Source organism: Methanocaldococcus vulcanius M7 (assembly GCF_000024625.1).
Lineage (GTDB): Archaea > AGJL01 > Methanococci > Methanococcales > Methanocaldococcaceae > Methanocaldococcus > Methanocaldococcus vulcanius.
Genome location: NC_013407.1, coordinates 1226401 through 1248736 on the forward strand (window position 1 = coordinate 1226401; position 22336 = coordinate 1248736).

The 22336-nt window shown below is 31.8% G+C and carries 26 protein-coding genes; 13 read left to right on the plus strand and 13 right to left on the minus strand.

The window, feature by feature from the left end; translation table 11 throughout:
* Positions 1-17: 17 nt before the first annotated feature.
* The 4 genes from METVU_RS06060 to METVU_RS06075 all read left to right on the plus strand — a co-directional run bounded on the left by METVU_RS06060 (position 18) and on the right by METVU_RS06075 (position 2937).
* A complete protein-coding gene (locus tag METVU_RS06060; RefSeq protein ID WP_015733312.1) occupies positions 18-794 on the plus strand; it encodes a hypothetical protein in 777 nt (258 codons plus the stop codon).
* Between the two features lie 107 nt (positions 795-901).
* Complete coding sequence (locus tag METVU_RS06065; protein ID WP_015733313.1) at positions 902-1717, plus strand: 2-oxoacid:ferredoxin oxidoreductase subunit beta; 816 nt, start codon at positions 902-904, stop codon at positions 1715-1717.
* An 80-nt stretch (positions 1718-1797) separates the two neighbouring features.
* On the plus strand, positions 1798-2340 hold the full coding sequence (locus METVU_RS06070) for a 2-oxoacid:ferredoxin oxidoreductase subunit gamma (RefSeq protein WP_015733314.1): 543 nt from the start codon (positions 1798-1800) through the stop codon (positions 2338-2340).
* Between the two features lie 147 nt (positions 2341-2487).
* On the plus strand, positions 2488-2937 hold the full coding sequence (locus tag METVU_RS06075; RefSeq protein ID WP_015733315.1) for an HAD family hydrolase: 450 nt from the start codon (positions 2488-2490) through the stop codon (positions 2935-2937).
* Here the strand turns inward: METVU_RS06075 and METVU_RS06080 are convergent.
* From METVU_RS06080 to guaB, 3 genes are all read right to left on the minus strand, one after another.
* Positions 2934-3326, minus strand: coding sequence for a type II toxin-antitoxin system VapC family toxin (locus METVU_RS06080; RefSeq protein WP_048197078.1), 393 nt, complete (start codon positions 3324-3326; stop codon positions 2934-2936). The genes METVU_RS06075 and METVU_RS06080 overlap by 4 nt on opposite strands.
* Positions 3327-3358: 32 nt before the next feature.
* Positions 3359-3628 (minus strand): TIGR00304 family membrane protein, encoded by a 270-nt coding sequence (locus METVU_RS06085; RefSeq protein WP_015733317.1) that lies wholly within the window; start codon positions 3626-3628, stop codon positions 3359-3361.
* Positions 3629-3937: 309 nt separating this feature from the next.
* A complete protein-coding gene (guaB, locus tag METVU_RS06090; RefSeq protein WP_211204366.1) occupies positions 3938-5407 on the minus strand; it encodes an IMP dehydrogenase in 1470 nt (489 codons plus the stop codon).
* A gap of 459 nt (positions 5408-5866) precedes the next feature.
* Here guaB and METVU_RS06095 point away from each other — a divergent pair, with 459 nt between their 5' ends.
* From METVU_RS06095 to tfrB, 5 genes are all read left to right on the plus strand, one after another.
* On the plus strand, positions 5867-6622 hold the full coding sequence (locus METVU_RS06095; RefSeq protein ID WP_048196868.1) for an ABC transporter ATP-binding protein: 756 nt from the start codon (positions 5867-5869) through the stop codon (positions 6620-6622).
* Positions 6623-6757: 135 nt separating this feature from the next.
* A complete protein-coding gene (locus METVU_RS06100; RefSeq protein WP_015733320.1) occupies positions 6758-7969 on the plus strand; it encodes a U32 family peptidase in 1212 nt (403 codons plus the stop codon).
* 252 nt (positions 7970-8221) lie between these two features.
* Entirely contained in the window at positions 8222-8449 is a 228-nt protein-coding gene (locus tag METVU_RS06105) for a hypothetical protein (protein WP_048196869.1), read from the plus strand.
* A gap of 72 nt (positions 8450-8521) precedes the next feature.
* Entirely contained in the window at positions 8522-9436 is a 915-nt protein-coding gene (locus tag METVU_RS06110; protein ID WP_015733321.1) for a calcium/sodium antiporter, read from the plus strand.
* Entirely contained in the window at positions 9436-10908 is a 1473-nt protein-coding gene (tfrB, locus tag METVU_RS06115) for a fumarate reductase (CoM/CoB) subunit TfrB (protein WP_015733322.1), read from the plus strand. The genes METVU_RS06110 and tfrB overlap by 1 nt, the downstream gene beginning before the upstream one ends.
* Before the next feature lie 2 nt (positions 10909-10910).
* On the opposite strand, the gene METVU_RS06120 is transcribed toward tfrB, so the two are convergent.
* From METVU_RS06120 to METVU_RS06145, 6 genes are all read right to left on the minus strand, one after another.
* The gene (locus tag METVU_RS06120) at positions 10911-11336 is read right to left on the minus strand and encodes a hypothetical protein (protein ID WP_015733323.1); all 426 of its coding nucleotides are present in this window, start codon (positions 11334-11336) and stop codon (positions 10911-10913) included.
* Positions 11329-12249 carry a methanogenesis marker 7 protein gene (locus METVU_RS06125; RefSeq protein ID WP_015733324.1) on the minus strand — a complete coding sequence of 307 codons (921 nt, stop codon included), beginning with the start codon at positions 12247-12249 and terminating at the stop codon, positions 11329-11331. Before METVU_RS06125 ends, METVU_RS06120 begins: the two co-directional genes overlap by 8 nt.
* Before the next feature lie 67 nt (positions 12250-12316).
* Positions 12317-12709, minus strand: a complete 393-nt coding sequence (locus tag METVU_RS06130) for a DUF2209 family protein (protein WP_015733325.1) — start codon at positions 12707-12709, stop codon at positions 12317-12319.
* 154 nt (positions 12710-12863) lie between these two features.
* Positions 12864-13637 (minus strand): hypothetical protein, encoded by a 774-nt coding sequence (locus tag METVU_RS06135; protein ID WP_015733326.1) that lies wholly within the window; start codon positions 13635-13637, stop codon positions 12864-12866.
* A gap of 8 nt (positions 13638-13645) precedes the next feature.
* Positions 13646-14077 carry a translation initiation factor IF-2 subunit beta gene (locus METVU_RS06140; protein WP_015733327.1) on the minus strand — a complete coding sequence of 144 codons (432 nt, stop codon included), beginning with the start codon at positions 14075-14077 and terminating at the stop codon, positions 13646-13648.
* A 218-nt stretch (positions 14078-14295) separates the two neighbouring features.
* The gene (locus tag METVU_RS06145; protein ID WP_015733328.1) at positions 14296-14481 is read right to left on the minus strand and encodes a 50S ribosomal protein L37e; all 186 of its coding nucleotides are present in this window, start codon (positions 14479-14481) and stop codon (positions 14296-14298) included.
* Positions 14482-14825: 344 nt separating this feature from the next.
* Here METVU_RS06145 and METVU_RS06150 point away from each other — a divergent pair, with 344 nt between their 5' ends.
* On the plus strand, positions 14826-15254 hold the full coding sequence (locus METVU_RS06150) for a RecB-family nuclease (protein WP_048196872.1): 429 nt from the start codon (positions 14826-14828) through the stop codon (positions 15252-15254).
* 167 nt (positions 15255-15421) lie between these two features.
* Entirely contained in the window at positions 15422-16198 is a 777-nt protein-coding gene (gene cobM, locus METVU_RS06155; RefSeq protein ID WP_015733330.1) for a precorrin-4 C(11)-methyltransferase, read from the plus strand.
* An 18-nt stretch (positions 16199-16216) separates the two neighbouring features.
* On the opposite strand, the gene METVU_RS06160 is transcribed toward cobM, so the two are convergent.
* The 3 genes from METVU_RS06160 to METVU_RS06170 form a co-directional block, all read right to left on the minus strand.
* Complete coding sequence (locus METVU_RS06160; protein ID WP_015733331.1) at positions 16217-17146, minus strand: 2-phosphoglycerate kinase; 930 nt, start codon at positions 17144-17146, stop codon at positions 16217-16219.
* A 17-nt stretch (positions 17147-17163) separates the two neighbouring features.
* Positions 17164-17817: a DUF2100 domain-containing protein gene (locus METVU_RS06165; protein ID WP_015733332.1), complete on the minus strand. Its 654-nt coding sequence runs from the start codon at positions 17815-17817 to the stop codon at positions 17164-17166.
* A 122-nt stretch (positions 17818-17939) separates the two neighbouring features.
* The gene (locus METVU_RS06170; RefSeq protein ID WP_015733333.1) at positions 17940-19211 is read right to left on the minus strand and encodes an ornithine cyclodeaminase; all 1272 of its coding nucleotides are present in this window, start codon (positions 19209-19211) and stop codon (positions 17940-17942) included.
* Between the two features lie 266 nt (positions 19212-19477).
* On the opposite strand from METVU_RS06170, the gene METVU_RS06175 reads away from it, so the two are divergent.
* Positions 19478-19798 carry a CxxCxxCC domain-containing protein gene (locus tag METVU_RS06175; RefSeq protein ID WP_048196873.1) on the plus strand — a complete coding sequence of 107 codons (321 nt, stop codon included), beginning with the start codon at positions 19478-19480 and terminating at the stop codon, positions 19796-19798.
* 32 nt (positions 19799-19830) lie between these two features.
* Here METVU_RS06175 and METVU_RS06180 read toward each other — a convergent pair whose 3' ends face one another.
* Positions 19831-21126, minus strand: coding sequence for a pyridoxal phosphate-dependent aminotransferase (locus METVU_RS06180; protein WP_015733335.1), 1296 nt, complete (start codon positions 21124-21126; stop codon positions 19831-19833).
* A gap of 227 nt (positions 21127-21353) precedes the next feature.
* Between METVU_RS06180 and ttuA the strand changes: the two genes are divergently transcribed.
* On the plus strand, positions 21354-22268 hold the full coding sequence (ttuA, locus tag METVU_RS06185) for a tRNA-5-methyluridine(54) 2-sulfurtransferase (protein ID WP_015733336.1): 915 nt from the start codon (positions 21354-21356) through the stop codon (positions 22266-22268).
* Positions 22269-22336: the final 68 nt, after the last annotated feature.

Below are 22336 nucleotides of genomic sequence, written 5' to 3' on the forward strand. Positions count from 1 at the left end.
TGTTTTTTGGTGATATTATGATAAAAATCCGTGCATTAGAAGAGGTTAAAGGAAATCATAAAGATATAGTGGAGAAAGAATTCGAACAACTTGTTGAGGAGTTAAAAAATAGGTATAATGCAAAACTTGAATATGTAGATGAAGATATCGAAGAAGATGAACATCTAAAATTTTACACAAAAATAGGGGAGTTTGAAATTGACTTCGACAATTTTAAGGACTATATAAACTTCTGTTTAAAGTATGGGGCAGATATTGAAGTTATAACTCCAGAAAAAATAAAACTTAAAGCCGAAGAGATAAATGAGACACTTGGAGTAGTGATAAACGCTTTTAAATCATTTGTAGATAAATATCAAATAGGATTCAACATCTATCTTAAAGAAAAAAAAGATATTGACATAGAAGAATTCAAAAAAGGAAAGTATGATGAAGAGGAAATAGTGGAGTTCGAAGAGGACGGATATATAAGAGTAAAAGCAGTTTTTGAAGGAATTGGTAAGAGCGAAGAAGAAGTTATAAAAAATTTAATAACCTCACTTGATCGAGAAGAGATCGTGGTAAATAAAATCTTAACTAAAAATTTCGATGAAAAGAACTTTAATGGTTTAATAGCGATAGATCTATTATGTTTACCTTTCGAAATGTTTGAAATTGCATACAAATATTTACCAGTAGCTTTGTCAGTTCAAAAAGAAGAGATCGAGTTAACCTTATCTGATATTCAAGATATTGGAAATGAAATCTCAGGGGCAATGTTTGAGCTTAGCCATGCAGTTGTAATGAGAAGATAAGTTCTCTGATCATTTAAAAGTTGGATTAAATATCCATTGCTTTATAGAAAGCATCACCGAGCATAGCGAGGGTTAAGCTTTTTCTAAAAGATTTTAGGGGTGATAAATTGCATCCTGCTTTAAAATATATGAGGAGAGATAGATTACCACATATTTTTTGTTCTGGATGTGGAAATGGAATCGTTATTAATTGCTTTTTAAAGGCAATTGAAGACCTAAATATAAAGCCAGAGGACTATATAGCTGTTTCAGGAATTGGATGTTCTTCGAGAATACCGGGTTATTTATACTGTGATTCCTTACACACAACCCATGGAAGGCCTATTGCATTTGCAACCGGAATTAAGATAGCAAGGGCAGATAAACACGTTGTTGTATTTACCGGAGATGGGGATTTAGCAGCCATAGGTGGAAATCACTTTATACACGGATGTAGGAGGAATATAGATTTAACAGTAATTTGCATAAATAATAATATCTATGGGATGACTGGGGGGCAGGTTTCTCCAACAACCCCCTACGGAAAAAAAGCAACAACTGCTCCTTATGGTAGTATAGAGAACTCTATGGATCTTTGCAAATTGGCGATCTCTGCGGGGGCAAGTTATGTTGCAAGATGGACAACAGCTCATCCGATTCAACTCGTTAAGTCAATAAAAAAGGGCATTCAGAAGAAGGGTTTTGCATTTATTGAAGTTATCTCACAGTGTCCAACATACTACGGACGATTTAATATATCAAGAAAACCAGCAGATATGATCAAATTTTTAAAAGAAAACTCCATATATTTAAGTAAAGCTAAAAATATGAGTGAGGAAGAATTGAATGGAAAAATTATTGTTGGAGAATTTTTAGATATAGAAAAACCCGAGTTTGTTGAAGAACTGCATAAGTTAGTTGAGAAGTTAAAATTGAATGAATAAATATTATAATTAACTTTATCCGTGTTTTTTGTTTTTATTTTGGTAATTTCAGATGAATAGTTCAAAATTATGGTGAAATAATGAGAAAAGAGATAAGATTATCTGGTTTTGGTGGTCAAGGAATTATTTTAGCAGGAGTTATTTTAGGAAGGGCAGCAGCGTTGTATGATAAAAAAGAGGCAGTTCAAACACAGTCCTATGGACCAGAGGCAAGAGGTGGAGCAAGCAAGTCAGAAGTGGTTATTAGCGAGGAGCCAATTGATTTTCCCAAAGTAATAAAACCAGATATATTGGTTTGTCTTTCACAGCAAGCTTATGATAAGTATAAAGATGACATTAAAGATGGAGGAATTTTGCTAATTGATGAGGACTTAGTTTCAATAGAGCAAAAACCAAAAGCAGACGTAAAAATTTATAAAATACCATTTACCAGAATTGCTTCAGAAGATATAAAGCTTCCAATAGTTGCTAATATCGTTATGTTGGGATCTTTAACAAAATTAACAGGAATAGTTTCAGAAGAGAGTATGAAGAAATCAATACTGGATAGTGTTCCAAAAGGAACTGAGGAAAAGAATTTATTAGCATTTAATAAGGGCTATGAGTTTGCAGAGAATCTATAACTTATCTTAAATCGATATTAAAGACATTAAACGATATTGGAGAATCTAATACTTACTTTTTTATATTTCTTTTATCAAGTTTAATTAGATTTTAGTAAAAATCAAAATAAAGTATAAATAAAAGATTAAGAAATATTGGTTGATATTATGATCATATTGTTAGATTTAAATGGAACGATTGCAACAGATGGAAGGATAAAAGACGGTGTTAAAGAGAGATTGGCTATTTTAAAGGAAAGAGCAGAGATTTACATCTTATCGGCAGATACTTTTGGAACTTTGACAGATATTTCAAAACACTTGAATGTAAAAGGTTTAAAGGTTGAAAAAGAGAAATACGGTAGTGAAAAATTAGCAAAGTTAAAAATTTTAGAAGAAATAAAAAGTCAGAATGGCAATAAGAAGATCGTTGCTATAGGAAATGGAAACAACGACGAACTATTATTAAAAAATGCTGATTTGGGAATATGTGTTATTGGAGATGAAGGGGCGTATAGTAAAACAATATTAAATTCAGATATTGTTGTAAAAGACATTAAAGATGCTCTCGATCTACTTATAAAAGAAAATCGACTAAAAGCCACAATAAGGGATTAAACCATCCCAAAAACTTCAAAATATTTCTTTTGCCTTACTACCATAACAGGAATGTTATTCTCCATTAACTTAGTTTTCAACTCCTTATCATTAGTTGCCACAATTACATTATCCTTCTTTAATGCATAATTCAATATTGCATCATCCGCATAGCCCTCACACTCAACAATATCATAATTTTTTATCTTAGATAGGGCTAAACTAACTGCTAATCTCTCTTTTCCTTTAAGATCCTTATTTTTCAATAACTCTTCCAACTCTCTCTTAACCGGAGATAGGAGAATAATCCTAAATTTTGTATTCAAAGCCCTCTCTATTTCATAATCGAAATTTATCTTATGCTTAAAAACATAAATCAGAAAATTTGTATCTGGAACAATTTCGTATATCTGCATCACCCTTAAACCATTTCTCAAACTTTTTATTTTGAAAAACTCTGAATCGCTATAAAGAACATCCAAATGACCATTAGGATTGCAATTAGCACAGAGAGTATCATCAACCCTGGAGAATTACCAAACACAATGGGAATAGGGCCGATCATTATCACTCCTGAGTATTCAACATCCTCTTCTTCTGTTTCTGCATTTTTATAACTGCCCTGAGAACTTGGAAGGATCATTCCCAATGTTATCATAAAAAATCCAATAAACATTAAAATTATTCCTAAAAATATTAAACTCGGCTTCATAATCATCCCAACTATTTTTTAATTTTTTAGAGGAGAGAATGTCAAATGGTTTATGAAATAACTACAATGAACTTTACCTAATTCAAAAATAATAAGTAAAATTCCCAAATCAATGTATTTTAAAAGAGATATAAAAATGTTTTGTGAAAAGGGATTATCTCTAAATATTACCTTTATATCTATTTACCCAGAGGATAATTCGGAGCTTCATTCGTAATAATAATATCATGCGGATGACTCTCGACGAAAGGGGCTCCGCCCCTTTTCAAACCCCAAAACACTTCCACACTTCGCTCGGAGACAAAGGAATTATTTACCCAAAGGATAATTCGGAGCTTCATTCGTAATAATAATATCATGCGGATGACTCTCGACTTGTCCGCTTGGGGTTATTATTACAAATCTTGATTTTTGTTGCATTTCTTTTAAGTTTTTAGCTCCACAGTATCCCATCGAAGCCCTCAACCCTCCAATAAGTTGGAAGATAACTTCACTTACAGGTCCTTTATAAGGAACTGCTCCTTCAACACCCTCAGGAACTAATTTTACATGCTTCATATGGCTTTTTGTAGATTGGAAGTATCTATCAGCTCCAGCTCCTACTCCTCCTGTCATTGCTCCTAATGAACCCATTCCTCTATACTGCTTATACTTTCTTCCGTTTATAACCATTAACTGACCTGGGGCTTCATCAGTTCCAGCTAACAGTGAACCAAGCATAACTGCATCTGCTCCGACGGCAATTGCTTTGGCAATGTCTCCACTGTATCTTATTCCTCCATCTGCAATAACAGGAACATTATGTTCTTTTGCAATATCTGCAACATTAGCCACTGCTGTTAACTGAGGAACCCCAACTCCTGCAACAACTCTTGTGGTGCAAATACTTCCTGGACCTATTCCAACTTTTAAAATATCTGCTCCTGCTTCAATTAAATCCTTTGCTGCCTCTTTTGTAGCGATATTTCCGACTATCAATTTTATATCGGTTCCTTCTAACATTTTCTTAAATTTTTTGACGTTTTCAACCACTTTTAGGTTGTGGGCATGAGCACAGTCAATTGCAATGGCATCAACCTCTGCTTCAATCAACGCCTTTGCTCTCTCAAAGTCATGAGGTCCACAAGCAGCAGCTACCAATAATCTTCCTTTTTTATCCCTTGACGCTTGTGGATATTTTTTTCTCTTTAAAATGTCTCTTAATGTTATAATACCAATGAGTTTATTATCATCGTCAACTATTGGTAAACGTTCAACTCTATTGGCATACATTAACTCCATTGCTTCCTCTTCCTCCACATCTTCCTTTGCACTAACCACTTCCTTCGTCATTACTTCTTTAACTTTTTTTGTTTTATCTTCTATGGCTTTAACGTCTCTGTGGGTTATTATTCCTATTAATTCGTCTTTTTCATTAACAACTGGCAATCCACTTATGGAGTAGGTTTCCATTACATTTATTGCTTCTTCAATTGTATCATCTGGCGATACTGTGATCACATCTTTTATAACAACTTCATCTGCCTTTTTAACTGCTTGGACTTGATGGACTTGTTCTTCAATTGTCATATTTCTATGAATTACACCCAAGCCCCCTAATCTCGCTAATGCAATGGCCATCTCCTTTTCAGTAACGGTATCCATCGCTGCTGAGATTATTGGAATATTTAATTTTAATCCGCATAAGTTTGTAGATACATCTGTGTTTTTTGGTTCAACATGAGAGGCATTGGGAACTAACAAAACATCATCAAAGGTGTATGCAGTTTCTGCCTCCATCAATTTCTTTAAAAACAAATTCCCACCTTTAAATATTTTTAAATTTTTTTATTGATTTTTATTAAATATTTTTATTAAATTTACTTATTGTGTAGTAGAAAATATATAATTTTATTTTTTATTATTTTTGTTATTGTGGTTTTATTATTTTTGTTGGTATTGGAGGTCATTTTAAATAAAAAAACTTTAATAACCTTGATGGCGGAGAATATCGAAACGTAAAATATAGATATATAAAATCATAACTTGATAGATAAATTAATTAGACAGTATAAGATATAAGTAGTTTTAGTGATCATTGTCAGCAAAAATAAGAGCGTTCGATATATTATACAATTATTTGATTAAAAGTAGAGTAAAGTTTAATTAATTTATCATATCTATTTTAACAATAGTAATAATCAACAGATATAAGGATAATTTTAATTTTTAGTTATAATGAATTACACGGGTGTGGACATGATTCTCTGCGTAGATGGAGTTGAATTTCACTATAAAAGTAGAAAAATATTAAATGGAATAAAATTTAATGTTGAAAGGGGAGAAGTCGTTTCTATCTTGGGAATCAATGGGGCTGGAAAATCAACGCTTTTAAAGTGTATAAATAAGATATTAAAACCAAAGAAAGGAACAATATTAATTGACAATTTTGATATAAACAATTTAGAGGGCTATGAATTAGCGAAGAAAGTTGGTTATGTTCCACAAAGAGCAAGTGGAAACTATATGACTGTTTTTGATATGGTTCTACTTGGAAGAAAGCCACATATAAAATGGGATGTATCTGAGAGAGATATTGAAATAACACATGAAATATTAAAACTCTTAAATTTGGAGGACTATGCGTTGAGATACGCTAATGAACTTAGCGGTGGAGAGTTGCAAAAAGCAGTTATTGCGAGAGCATTAGTTCAAGAACCCCAAGTGCTACTTTTAGATGAACCAACAAATAACTTAGATCCGAAAAATCAATTAGAGGTTATGAGAACTATTAGAAATATCTCCAAATCAAAGAGTATAACATCTATTGTGGTTATGCATGATTTAAATTTAGCTTTAAGATATTCAGATAAATTTATAATGCTAAAAGATGGAAAAGTATATGCAGAAGGAGATAAAAGTGTAATAAATCCAGAAAATATTAAAGCAGTTTATGGAATAGACGTTTACGTTGAAGAAGTTAAAGGGATCAAAGTAGTTGTTCCCGTAGATTAAATCATAAATTAATTAAATTACAAATACCACATATTAGAGCTTCTCAATTTAATATATCATATTTTTTATATTTTACTAACAAATTTAAAGATTAATAAAAAAATAAAAACAGCAGAACCTTATTAAGTGATAATTATGGTAGAACTTTTATCCCCTGCTAATAATTTAGCATGTTTAAAAACAGCCATTGATTATGGAGCAGATGCGGTTTATTGTGGATTAAAGGAATTAAATATGAGAGCAACTGCAAAAAACTTTACAAGAGAGGAGTTAGTTGAAGGAATTAAATACGCTCACGATAACAACAAGAAGGTATACCTCTGCACGAATACAGTTGTTTATGAAAATGAGTTAAAAAAAGTTGAAGAAATTTTGGACTTTGCAAACTTTGCTGAGGTAGATGCAGTTATAGTTAGTGATTTAGGAACCATGCAGTTGGCTAATGAGTTGGGATTGAGAGTTCATGCAAGCGTTCAATGCAACATAACAAACTCATTAACAGCCAAGTTTTACTCAAAATTTGCAAAGAGAGTTATATTATCAAGAGAATTAACTTTAAACCAAATAAAAGAAATTAGAGAAAATTTAAAAAAAGATAATATAAACTTAGAGTTAGAGGGCTTTGTTCATGGTGCTTTATGTGTCGCTATAAGTGGAAGATGCTTTTTAAGCTCCTATTTATTTGGAAGACATGCCAACTGCGGAGATTGCTTACAACCGTGTAGAAGAAAGTGGAAGTTGATTAATGAGCATCATGATGGAACTTATGAGATCGTTTGTGAAGGAAAATATCTACTATCTCCAAAAGATCTATGTATGATAGGGCATATTCCAGAATTAATGGAGGTGTTTGATTCATTTAAAATTGAAGGAAGAGCTAAAAATGCCGATTATGTAATGAGAACAACAAAAATTTATAGAGAAGCAATAGATAGCGTTTTAGATGGCAGTTATTACGATAAACTCCCATATTTCAAAAAAGAGCTTGAAAAGGTCTATAATAGGGGTTATGAGACAGGATTTTACTTTAAAGATGTTAATAAAAATCATGACTTCCAGTATGAAATTGAAGGGAATGCATCAAAATATAGAAAGGTTGAAATTGGGAAAGTTGTTAATTTTTATAAAAAAGTTAATGTAGCAGAGATTGAGTTATGGAACGATTTAAAAGTTGGAGATACAATATTAATAATTGGAAAGACAACTGGCTGTGTTGAAGAAATTGTTAAATCAATGCAAATAAATCATAAAGATGTTAAAATTGCTAAAAAAGGCGATAGAGTTGGAGTGAAGTTGAATCATATAGTTAGAGAGGGAGATAGAGTTTATCTATTAAAGGAAAAATAAAATTTATGGTATTAGAGGAATTCTTATATATGCTTAAATATTGGAGAGAATGAAAATGTTCTTGATTTAGGATATGGAATTGGAAATCTGACAAAGAAGATCAGGGAATGATCGAGAGGTCAAAAAATTAACTGTAAAGGGCTAAATATAATTTTTGAAGTTAAGAGTGCTGAGGAGATGGATTATACAAGATGAATTTGATGTAATCTTTTGCAATAAGAGTTGTTAATTGCTACAATGCTTTAAGAGAGGTTGGTTGAAAGAATAAGAGTTCAATGCCCAGCAAAGAAGGTTTATTCTTCAAACATTATAAAATCTGCTGGGAAAGTTAAAGAACATCCAGAAACAAGGAGATATTTAAGCATTTTAAAGAATCATGGTTTTTTGTGGATAATAAAGAGAAATATAAAGATTTATTTGAAAGGTGGGATTGGAGTTAATTTTTATATAAACTATTTTTTAATAGCAGTTAAGGAATAATGATTTTTTACTTAATGTTTAAATATTATTGAAAAGAATATCAAAAACAAACGTAAATTTGTAGGGATGATAATGCTAATTTTAGGAATAGGTTATTTTCTACTTGGGCTCATTTTGTTATATTATGGGAGCGATTGGTTTGTGTTAGGAGGAGAAAGGATAGCAAAGCATTTTAATGTTTCAAATTTTGTTATTGGAGCCACGATTATGGCTATTGGAACCTCTCTACCTGAGATATTAACATCTGCTTATGCTTCTTATATGCACGCTCCAGGAATCTCTGTAGGAAATGCTATTGGATCGTGTATCTGTAATCTTGGATTAGTTCTTGGTGTTAGTGCAATTATCTCTCCTATTGTTGTAGATAACCACTTGAAAAAAAATGTTCTCGTATATCTTCTGTTTGTTATCTTTACTGCAATCATAGGATACGATGGATTCTCCCCTATTGATGGAATATTATTGTTGATATTGTTTGTTCTTTATCTAAAATGGACAATTAAGAACGGATCGATCGGAATTGAATTAGAAGAAAAAAATGTAAAAGAAGACACATCAATAGCATTTTCATTAGTTTTACTTATAATAGGACTGGTTGGTGTTTTAGTTGGAGCGGAGTTTTTTGTTGAAGGGGCTAAAAAAATAGCCATATCATTAAATATCTCTGATAAGATCATTGGATTTACACTGGTTGCGTTTGGAACATCTCTTCCTGAGTTAATGGTCTCCTTGGCAGCTGCAAAGAGAAATCTTGGTAGTATGGTTTTAGGGAATGTGGTTGGAAGTAATATTGCAGATATTGGAGGAGCTCTTGCAATGGGAAGTTTATTTATGTATCTTCCAGCAGAAAATTTACAGATGCTTATTTTATTAATAATGAGCTTACTTCTCTACCTATTTGCAAGATATTCAAAAATCGGCAGATGGCAAGGAATGTTATTTATTATCCTCTATGTGATAGCAATAGCGTCTTTGGGGATGGGATGATGGTAAAAATAACAATTAAAAGATTTGATGGAATAAAAAGCTACTTCGAAAGTTATAACGTTCCAGAGAATATAACTGTATTGGAGGCATTAGATTACATCAATAAAAAATTTGGGGCAAATATCTTATTTAGATACTCCTGTAGAAATGGGCAGTGTGGAAGTTGTGCACTAACTATAAACGGAGAGCCAAAGTTGGCATGTGAAACAAAAGTAGAGGAGGGAATGATAATAGAGCCGTTGAAAGGTTTTAATGTAGTTAAAGATCTTGTTGTCGATAGAGAGCAGTATTACAAAAAATTAACAAGCATAAAAAACCATCTTATAAAGGAAAAGTTTCCAGAAGACCTCGAACGTATACCTCAAGATGTGGTAGAAAAAAACAAAGATCTGAGAGGATGTATCGATTGTTTATCCTGCCTTTCTCTATGTCCATCAAGAGATGTTAGCGAATATCCCGGAGCAACGTTTATGAGGCAGTTGGCAAGGTTTGCCTTTGACATTAGAGATGAGGAAGATAGGGAGAGGATTGCATTTTTTGAGAATATTTATAACTGCACAACTTGTGCTAAGTGTGTTGAAGTTTGTCCAAAAGAGATCGATATAGTTCACAGGGCTATCGAGCAGTTGAGACATTTAGCGTTTAGTAAAGGATATAGGTTGGATAGTCATTTAAAAGTTAGAGAGAATGTTTTAAAATATAATAGGAGTGTTGTCGAAGAAAAACTCCCCCTCTTGAAACAGGTATCTGATTTTTATCCTGCTGAAGATGAGAAATTAAAAGTTGCATTTTTTACTGGATGTTTGGTTGATTTTCGACTTCAAGATGTTGGAAAAGAGGCAATTAAAGTATTAAACGCTCATGGTATTTCTGTGGTTATTCCCAAAACCCAAGTTTGTTGTGGATCTCCGTTTTTTAGAACTGGGCAAAGGGATGTTGCAGAAAAATTAAAAGAGAAAAATTTAAAAATATTCAATAATTTGGATGTAGATTATGTTATAACGATCTGTGCTGGCTGCGGAAGCACGTTAAAAAACGATTATAAGGAGAGAAATTTTGAGGTTAGGGATATAACAGAGGTATTAACAGAAGTTGGACTTTTAAATTATAAGCCCATAAAGATGAGGATAACTTATCACGATCCATGCCATTTAAAAAGAGGGCAGGGTATATGGAAAGAACCGAGAGAGATTTTAAAATCAATTCCTGAACTTGAATTTGTAGATATGGAGGCAAGATGTTGTGGAGCTGGGGGTGGAGTTAGAAGTGGAAAACCTGAGATCGCTAATTTGATCGGAAAGAGAAGGGCAAAAATGATATATGATTTAAAGGTTGATGCAGTTATTACTGTCTGTCCTTTTTGTGAATATCATATAAGAGATTGTTTAGATAAATTTAGAGTAGAGACAGGAGATGTTAAAAAAAGTGTTGATGTTATGAATATTGTATCTCTACTTTCAAAGGTTATCTAATTTTAAACTCCAACGTATATTTTTTTATCCGCTACATTTACCACTTCGCTATCTTCTGGCTTTTCCTCAACGATCTCAATAAAGTTTCTATTTGCAATGTCATTTTTTAATTCATTTAATATGTATCTTAAATCCTCATCTTCTGCATATACCTTTGCCTTTATGTTGTATTTTCTTGCTAATCTTGCAATATCTCTAAGGGCTAATTTTGCCTCTGTAATTAATTGTAAATACTTTTTAGCTTTTTCTAATTCATTTTCTTTTCCTATTAATACAGGATATTTTACATTATACAATTCATCATCTCTAACATCAAATTTTACATTACAAATTTCTATTAATCTCGCTATAACTGATTGAGGCAATCCCGGAGGAATTATAAGCTCTTTTTCATCAATATCATAACATTTAAAGTTAAAATCATTCATTTTTCTCCCTCATTTCAAATTCTACTTCTGATTTTGGTTTTATCTTTATTAAAATATAGTTTTTCATTTCACTTCTTTTAATTTCTGCTATATCGCTTAATTTATAGTTTTTAACTTTGACATTAGATATCTTTTCAGCATATTTGTCATAATCCAACTTAACTCTCAAACCATCAAGTTGAGTTACTATTGGCATTGGAGAGAGTATTGAATAAACTTCATCAACCTGTTTTTCTATCTCATCCTTAACAACAACTGGAGGAACTATTGGCGGATCGTAAGAGAGTTCTCTCCTTCTTTCGTTTATCAGTTCGGTTATAACTTCAACCATCTTTCTCAGAGCCCTTATCTCTTCTCCATGCCTTAACCTATGGCTCCTTCTTCCCAGATCTCCAACATATGGGTAGGGAATGTCGAGTGTTTGTGGCCCTCCTGTTATCACAACAGGTATATCTACGTCAAATAGATGGGTCTTATTTTTAATACAATCCTCAAAATTACCCATAACATAAACAGCTAAATCATGCTCTTCGATTAATCTTTTTTCTTTTTCTCTAAGTTGTGCTATATCTCTCCCAACTCCTCTCGCTAATCCGATCATGTTTGGTTTTGCCCCAAATCTTCTTAGGTATTCTGAAATGTCGCATGCGGTATGAGGTAGATGATGTCTCGATAAACTTGGAGCTACGACAGCTATTTCAGTTCCTGCGAGTGGTGTTTCGATAATTTTTCCTTTATATTTTTTTGCTTCTTCTCTTAGATTTTCAAGTTCGTTTTGAGGAACTGCTAAGGTCATATAAACATCCAACTGCATTATATGCTCTTGAATTATAAATCCCCCAATATCTTCGATCCATTCCTTAAAGATGTTGTTTTTATAAACTCCTCCTTCGTATCTAACAATCTCATACATTTAAAATCACCAATTCAATTTTTAACGGTTAATTATTATCTATCTAATGTGTTAATAATTTTTATTCTTAACCACTCCCCTTACTTTTTATCAGCAGTTTTCTTACAGAGTAAGAGACATGATGAGCTATATTTATTGCCTCCAATTCTCCTCTTGTTTTTGGAAATATGACCTCTTTTTTTAGTATCGCTGAGACCGACTCATTGGGTAAGTTAAAAAATTCTCCTTTTTCACATAGGATATAGTCAAACTCATGACCCATTTTATCAACAAACTCTTTAAACTCTTTTACTATGTCTCTCAATTTCTGACTTTTTCCTTCTTTAATCATAACATCTATTTTTTCAACGTGAACAATTCGATCTGCTTTTATTTCTAATATAACTCCTGCATAGACCCTAAAAAAAGTTCCTTCCTCTTTATGCCTTCCTGAAACATCGATCGCTAATACTTTAATCACGATCACCTCTCTTACTAAAATAGGACAAAAAACAGATAAAATTATAAAAAATATAAGAATGTATTAAAAAATCACAATCATATTGGTAGTTTGGAATTATATGGATTATTTATACACCTAATACTTCCTAATATTATTATCTATAAGTTATTATTTATATATGAGATATTAGGTAGAGAATGAGATGTTTATATGCAGTTATAAACGCGTATGTTAATGGATAATTGTTTATTCTTGCGTATTCAAATATATACCAGTCAATTGGCTCTAAAAATCCTGCAATTGATATAAATATAAATGACGCTAAAACAAGTAAAGCGAGTTTTTTATAAGTGAGAGATTTTTTAACAATTGGGAAGATTTTATTTGCCAATTCTACTCCTGCAACAACAGAAATTGCAAATCCCATAAATTCAAAAGTTCCGTGAGGGATGACTGCAACTAAATCATGATAATCTAAATTAACTCCAATTAGACCAGTTAGTGGATTTATAACTGTAAAGATGAACAGTATAAATAGATATTTTTGATAGTTTGCGATTATTTCCTCTTTCTCTTCTGGTGTTTTCGCATTTTCCATATCTTTTTTATATAGGTAAGCAAGGGCTCCGAGAGCAGAGATTATTATTAAACACCCTAAAAAGTTAGATATTATATATGAGAGAGAATAGGTTAAATATGCGTTTTTCGCGCCCACTGTTGTAGATACTGCTGAGGATACTGCTTTAAATTTTGCAGTTCCGACAGTTTGAGCTACTTTGGCGGGCTCAGTTATAACTTTGGATTTGAAAATAGAAGAAAAGTATAATAAAAGTTTTCCAATAGAAAAAGAAAATAAAAATCCTGCCCAACATAAAAAATAAGTAATAATTATTTTTTTAGGAACGCTTAGTGAAACATATTTTTTAAAAAATTCAAGACCTTTCATTTTCTCCCTTAGATCATTCTTATTGGCCTTATAGCCCCACAAGCCATACATTTAAGCATGTGCACTCTTCCTTCTTTAATAATCTTAGTATCTGGTTTCCCGCACTCTCTACATATTACATATTCTTTTAAGAAGTCATTAATTCTTGATTTTAACAATTCTGGGTTTATTCTTCTTTGGAGTATTAATCTTCCTCCTTCTAAGTTTCCAGCACTACCTGTCTCTTTCAATAGATACTTTGCGAAAAATTCCTCTTCTCTGTTTACCGCCTTTGCCAACTCTCTAAAATTCCTAATAATTGTTCTATTCCCTTCTATTAGTATTTCAATCTCTGGAAGCTCGAATCTATCTTTTTGGAATACATATTCTGGGATTTGACTTCTTGCTCTTTTCAATAATGCTTTATAATCGTAATAATCGATACTTTCAAGATCACTCATTTTATCACCGTGATTATATGTTGGATGTTTATCTTATAAAAAACTAACTTTTTTAGCAAACTTCTTTATCTACGTTCTTCTCTCTTTAAATTTTTTTAAATTTTTTAAAATAAATGACGATTATGCCTTTAATGATTTTAAAAATATAAAAATCAAGATAAAAGCATCCTTTTATATTGTTATTTTACATATTATTGTTTTTTTCATGCTTTTATTATTTATTTTATTCTCTTACCATTTACTTTTTTATTTTGCCATGAGTATTTTCTCATTCTCTTATTTGGAAATCCACATGCAGCACATCTCTTTTTTCTTACGTGGTAAGCTCTTCTTCCACATCTTCTACATCTTATATGTAATGACCCCTTGTTTCTTCTACCCATTGATGGAGTTCCCTTTGACATTATTTCACCCTATAAAAAATTTTAATGTTTTTCCATATTTAAGGAATTGATCGGTTAATTAACTGGTTTTTGTTAATTTTTGTATATTTTACATAGTTTTATCTGTTTTTTGAGTTGTCATAAGTGGGTTTTTATAAAATTTCGTATTCCAATTCCTTTGATGGATAATAGCTTATTGTGGTATTTAAAGTTTATCATCAATCTCTTTTAATAATTTTTAGTTAATGTTTCCTTATTTGTTAAAAATATTTTTTGTTTAGATCAACTAAAACTATATATACTCTTGGTAAATATACCTCTCTTATCCTTCAAAAACCTTAAAAAATTTAGATTGTGGTGAGATGATGTTCGTGTGCTTACACAACACGTACAGTTCTAAGCAGGTTGAAGAGTTTGGAAGAATTGCATATGGTTTTGATGTTAACACGGTTGTTATAACAAAAGCCACGGCATCTGCCGCTCAAAGTGGTATTCCTATCCTCCACAAATTGGCTTATAAATTAAAAAAGAACATATTGTTTTTTGAAGAGTTAGACGATGCTATTGAAGTTTTGAGACCGGAAAAAGTAATTTTAATCGGAAATAAAAGTATATGTGATGAGAAACTTGATTTTGATGAGGTTGGAGAAAACGATTTGATTGTTTTTTGTGGTGCATCCACTGGATTTACAAAGTTAGAGTTAGAGAAGGGAATTGGGAGGTATATAGTTGAAAATGAGATTGGGGCTCTTGGAAATTTAGCAATATTCTTGTATGGGATGAACAAAAAATAGGGGCAATTTAATAGTCGCATATGGTTTTATTGTAATCTTTAAATTTTATTATAAAATTTTATTATTTATTTTATTATATTATGTTTTAATTTATATTTTTGTTTAACGTTGGCTGAATGCGTCTTAATTAAACACTATTTGTTATTTTTGTTAAGATGAGGGATAATATGGAAAAAAAAGTTATTATAGTTGGAGCAGGTCCAGGAGATCCTGAATTAATAACTATAAAAGGCAAGAAAGCATTAGAATCAGCAGATGTTGTTGTTTATGCAGGATCTCTTGTTAATGAAGAGCTTTTAAAATATTGTAAAGATGGAGTTGAGATATACAACAGTGCGAGTATGAATCTCAGTGAAATTATTAATACCATAGTTGAAGCAGTTAACAGTGGAAAAAAGGTTGTAAGATTGCATACTGGAGATCCTTCGATTTATGGGGCAATAAAAGAGCAAATTGATGAGTTATCAAAGAGGGGCATAGATGTTGAAATAATTCCGGGAGTTAGTTCTCTGTTTGCAGCAACTGCCTCATTAAAAGTTGAATTAACTCTTCCTGATGTTTCTCAGACGGTTATAATAACAAGACCGGAAGGGAGAACACCAAAACCAGAAAAAGAGAAAATTAGAGATTTAGCAAGACATAAAGCAACTATGGTTATTTTTTTAGGAGTTTCTATGATTGATAAGGTCGTTAAAGAACTTTTAAGTGGGGGCTATGAAGAAAACACTCCCGTAGCTGTGGTTTATCATGCATCGTGGAGTGATGAGAAGATCGTTAGAGGAACCTTGAAGGATATTTCGGAAAAGGTAAAAAGAGAAGGAATCAAAAAAACGGCTTTGATTATAGTGGGAGAGGTGCTAAATCCTAAGTATTATTCTTATTCTAAGCTTTACGATGAGAAGTTTGAACATGGATTTAGAGGAAAAATAAGAAATAAAGAATAAAGCCATTTTTGTTTGACATTATGCTTCCTCCTCTAACATATCCTCTTCACTTAACCCCTCTAATTCAATCATAGTTTTTAATCGCTCAGTGATTATGTTTAAGCATTTTTCTACTGTTTCACTAATTTTTATATTTTCAACTACTGGAATGCCTCGTTTTTTTGCAGTTTCTACCATGTAATCATTTATTAAGCGAATTATCTTAAAATGTTTTAAGTATCTCTCAGTTGGCCTACTTGAAACCCTTCCCCGTGCGTAAAATCTCATTTTATGGAGTTTTTCGTTATATATAGTAAGAACAATAAAAATAACGTGTGCATTTTCTAAGTATTTATCTTTTAAGAGGGTTGGAACGAGGTGAGTTCCTTCTAAGATAACGCTCTGCCCTTCAACTAAACATCTATCAATAACTCCCTCTACTCCTGTTAGAACTGCCTCAGAGTGCCTTTCAAATCCTTTTATGTATTTATTCTCTTCGTCATCTCTTAAAACTCTCCATGCAGTATAACTTGACTCATAAAGAGTTGGTATAAGCTCCCTTGAGATAACTTTTCTCATAACTTCTCTTATTGAATCAGTTCCTATCACGCTGGAAATTCCTAATCGAGAGGCAATTTCAAATGCAATAGTCGATGTTCCAACACCACTCGCTCCTCCTATTAGAATTACAATCGGTCTTCTTCCAAGAACCATTCTCCAAAGTAGGTATTTTTTGGCAACTTCATCGTAGTTTTTAGAGATTAGATAATAATAGACCCTTCTTCTTAGGTCTGTTTTATCTATAACTTTAACATTTTCTTTTTTTAACATTTCATATATATCCCAAGCGATTCGATAAGCAATACTTGGTTTTAGTCCAGCAGCGGTTAGTGATCTCGCTAAAACTCCCTTGGAGAATGGCATTTCATAGGACTTCCCTCTCACTACTATATCGTTTTGTAAGTCCATCTTTCCACCAAAAATATTTAGTCCAGCAACTCATCTACATCGATCTTTTCAGCATTATACAGTTCTTTCGCTCTAATATATAATAACTCATCTTTTTTATCTTCAATTACAACTAAAATTTTTTCTGGTTTATATTTTTCAATGAATCTTTCAATATTTTTCCTTGCAAGTTCTATTTTTTTCTTTAATCCAACCAACGCGTTTTCTGGAACCCCTATTTTTTTCATATCCTCAATATCAAGCATTCCTTCTGTGCAAACAACTTTTAAATTAGGATTTTTATTTTTCAGTTTTTTAAATAGTTTTTTATTTGAAACAATGTATAATGCATCTTCATCTATATCTTTTTCTTCAATTTCAAATCCAAAGTTAGATAAGATCTTGTTTAAGTGATTTTGACATTTTATAATTAGTTTACAAAACTCTTTTGATTCTTTTTCGTCCAATTCATGCTTTGGAGCTTTTTTATAGAGGTAATCGTCCGCTTCCAGTAGTAAATAAACTGCTTTTTTAAATTCGTTTATATCTATTTTTCCGGGTTTTGCATCTTTATAAGAGATTGTTTTTTTATCTGATTTCTCGACTTTAATTTTCTCCTGCCCAGATCTTTTTAATCGGGTAATCGTTGATATTCCTTTCCTTATTAGTTCTTTTGATTGTTCTTCTCTCATTCTCTCACTTCGTTTTATTTTAACGTTTTTTACAGTTTTAACCTTTCTTTCTTAACCTTTCTTTCTTTTTTTATTTTTTCTATTTTTATCCTCATAAATTTTAAATTTTTTAAATTTTTAAGTTAATTTTTGGATTTTTTAGCGATTTCTTTCTCTTTTTCGAGTTTTTCCAATTCTTCGATTAGCATTGGTAGAAAGACACCAACATCGGTAACTATTCCAAGGGCTTGAGATGTTCCTCTATCCATCAACTTCGTTACAACGGCTGGATTTATATCCACGCAGATGGTTTTAACCCATGAGGGGAGGAGATTACCTGTTGCTATTGAGTGTAGCATTGTGGAGAGCATTAAAACCATGTCTTTTCCTTTCAATGTTTCTCTCATCATTTCTTGGGCTTTAACAACGTCTGTGATAACATCTGGTAGTGGGCCATCATCTCTTATACTTCCTGCAAGCACGTAGGGGATGTTGTTTTTTACACATTCATACATAACGCCCCTATCAAGTATTCCATCTTCAACCGCCTTTTTTATACTCCCTGCTCTCATAATTGTGTTTATAGCTCTTAAATGATGACTATGCCCTCCTGGAACACTTCGTCCTGTTTTTAAATCTACTCCTAAGGATGTTCCATATAAAACACTCTCTATATCGTGTGTTGCTAAGGCATTTCCAGCAAATAATGCCTGAACATATCCCATTTTTATGAGTTTTGCTAATGCCCAGCCAGCTCCCGTGTGTATTATGGCTGGACCAGCAACAACAACGATTCCTCCTTTTCCTGTTTTTTTATATTTTTCTTTTATCTCATACATCTCTTTTGCAATTTTTCTTATGATAGTTTCTTTTGGTTTTTCTGAGGAGGCGTCTGATTTCATAAATTCAAATAGCCCTCCTCCTTCTCTTGGTTTCTCTGGTGGAATAACTCTAACTCCCTTATGACCAACAACTATTAAGTCCCCTTTCTTAACGTTTCTGATTGTTTTTACCTCAGCTCTCATCTCTTCTGGGTAAACAACAATTCCTCCATCCATTTTTTGATTTTCGACTTCTATCCATTTTCCTTTATACCTGATAAAGGTTTTATGGTTTGTTGTGGAGTAAAATCCTTCTGGAAATACCATATCCTTTTCAGCTGGTTTTAGTTCCACATCTTCGATCTCTGGAATCTCAGCTCCTAAATCCCTTAATTCACTTAATATCTCATCAACGTGTCTCTCATCTCTACCTATCACAAGTATTTTTGCATAACTCGGATCTGTCTTCTTCTTTCCGATTTCAAATTCTAAGACCTTGTAATCCCCTCCCATGTCTAAGATCTTATCGAAGACCTTTGGAAGAATTAAACTATCGATTATATGCCCTCTTAATTCGATTTCTCTCATAAACATTAATGATCCCTCTCAAAAAAGTTTTAAGATTTTTGATTTTGTTTTTATTGGGTTTATTTTATAGAGTTGAAAATGTTAAAAATGGGATAAAAAGAATCAATAATTACCTAATGAGTTGGTAATATTTAACGATTGTTGTCAAAATCTTTATATAGTATTTTGGCAGTTTTCTTATCAATATCCTTGTTTCAACGACATCCACTAAATCACATGTATAGATGATTAATAATACAGAAACACAAATATTAATAGTTAAGAGGGATAGTTTGCATACTTTGAAATTCAAAAAGGATAAGGCAGTAAAGATAAGTGAGGAATTGTTTCCTGATGAATTATGCAAGAGATGCGGTAGATGTTGTATTTTACATGCTTACAAAACCGAAGATGGTGTTAAAGTAATTCACTGTGAACATTTAGATCCTGAAACAAAGTTGTGTAAAGTTTATAAGGATAGGTTTAAACATGGATGCTTAACAGTGATGGAGGGAATTTTAGCTGGTGTTTTTCCAAAGGACTGCCCTTATGTTAAAAATTTAAAAAATTATGAGGAACCATGGTTTTATAGGCATTTAAGAGATGAAGAATAAGAGAATTAAAAAAATAAAAAATAAGATTTTATCTATAATATAAATTCTTCTATTTTTTCAGCCAAGGTATCAAATATCCAGTTGAATTTTTTATCGTCCCTTTCTAAGAGTGTTATTCTAAATCCGTTGAGTTGAGAGCAGAAAGAGGTTAATGGAACAACACAAATTCCAGTTGATGCCAATAGATAATAAACAAACTTCTTATCAATGGAAGCGTTTTTTATTTGATTCTCTATAAATTCCTTCAATCTTTTATTATCTATTTTTATTGTATTGTTTCCATTTAAGTAGTTATCTTCAAACACAACCGACATGTAGAAAGCTCCATTTGTCTTATTTGCTATAACTCCTTCTAAGTCCTTTAATTTTTTGAATGCAGTATTAGATCGTTTTTCAAAAAACTTATTTCTCTCATTTAGATATTTTTTATAGTTTTTATGCCCCATAATTCTTGGAATGGCCATCTGTGGCAGTGTGGTAGAGCAAACCTCTATTAACTTGGCTTTGTATATACTGTTTATATATTTTTTAAATTCTTCATCTTTATCAGCATTGTAAACCTCAATCCATCCACATCTTGCTCCCGGCCATGGAATTTCCTTAGATATTCCCTTTAACGATAAACCACAAACATCATCTATAACTTCACACAGTAAATGCTGTTTTTTTCCATTATATATAAGATTACAGTAGATTTCATCGCAAATTATGAATAAATCATATTCATTTGCAAGATCTACGATTTCATTGAGTATTTTTTTTGGATAGACAGCTCCTGTCGGATTGTCAGGATTTATAACGAGAATTCCACTAACTGCTGGGTTATATTTGATCCTCTTTTCTAAATCATCAATATCTGGATACCAGTAGTTTTTAGGGTCTAAGAAGTAAGTTATTGGTGGAGAACCTGCATGGGATGCTTCTGCTGAGGAGTGTGTTGAATATGAAGGAGAGGGATTTATCACTCTAACTTGCCTCTTTAATAACCCGTAGATCTTTGCTATTGCATCTCCTAATCCGTTAAAGAATATAATATCTTCGGCAGTTATTTGAACTCCTCCTCGTTCATTTACCCTCTCTGATAAAAATTCTCTTGTTTCTGGCAAACCTTTGGTCGGACAGTAGGCATAGGAATTGTTGTCTCTAACAATCTCTGCTATTATTTCTTTTATCCATTCTGGAATCTCTTCTCCTTTTGCTATTGGGTCTCCAATGTTTTCCCAAGTTATATTAATCCCAAACTTCTCTACTTTTTTTGCAATATCAACGATCTCTCTTATTTCATAACTCAACTCTTTTGCTCCTACGTCGATTATTGGATTTCTCATGATTTCATCCCTAAATAGAACTCTATTATTTCCATACTATTAAGTAATTTAGCATATCGTTTGGTAGTATATAAAACTTATCATAAAAATAGAACTCTATTTCAGTATTAAAAGCAGGACATTAAAAACAAACTTAAAAAATAAAAATCAAAAACATCTAAAACAAAAACATAAAAATCTTTAAAATAAATGAGATCCGTTAAAAGCTATAACTTTAAGGTGAAAAAATGAAGTGTAGGTTTTGCAATAGTCCTTCTTATGTAGAAATCCGTTATCCCAAAAAAATAAATCTCTGCAAAGAGCATTTTATTGAATATTTTGAAGATAGAGTAAAAAAATCAATAGAAAAATATAAAATGTTAAATAAGGATGAAAAAATTCTGGTTGCGGTGTCTGGTGGAAAAGATGGGCATGTGGCTGCCTGGATCTTAAAAAAACTTGGATATAACATTGAATTATTTCATATAAATTTGGGAATTAAAGGATTTTCTGATGAGTCGTTAAGGGCTGTTAAAGCGTTGGCAGAGCGATTAAACACTCCTCTTCACGTTGTTGATTTGAAAGAAATCACTGGAAAAACAATTGAAGATATTAGAGGAAAAAAATGCTCCATCTGTGGAATAACAAAAAGATATTTAATGAATAAGTTTGGATATGAAAGAGGTTTTGATGTTATCATTACTGGGCATAATTTAGATGATGAGATCTCTTTTATCTTAAATAACGTTTTAAATTGGAATATAAGATATTTAGCAAAACATGAGCCAGTTCTTCCTGCACATGATAAATTTTTAAAGAAAGTTAAAATATTCTTCGAGATAGATGAGTATTTGATTTTAAAATATGCAGAAGCTGAAGAAATTCCTTTTACAACTGTAAAATGTAAATTTGCAGAGGGAGCGATAACTTTAAAGCATAGGGATTACTTAAATGAATTAGAAAAAGAGAGATCTGGAATAAAATTGCAATTTCTGTATGGATATATGAAGAATAGGCATTTATTTAAGGTTGAGGAGGAAGATTTTCAATTTAGAGAATGTGAAGTTTGTGGTATGACTTCCGCCGGAAAAATTTGCTCATTTTGCAGGGTTTGGAAACTTTACAAGAAAAAAAGAAAAAAGGAAAACAATAAAGGGAAATAAAGAAAAATAAAAATGTAAAAAGATACAAACTTAAAGATTAGTGAAGATATAATAGAAATCTTGGTTCT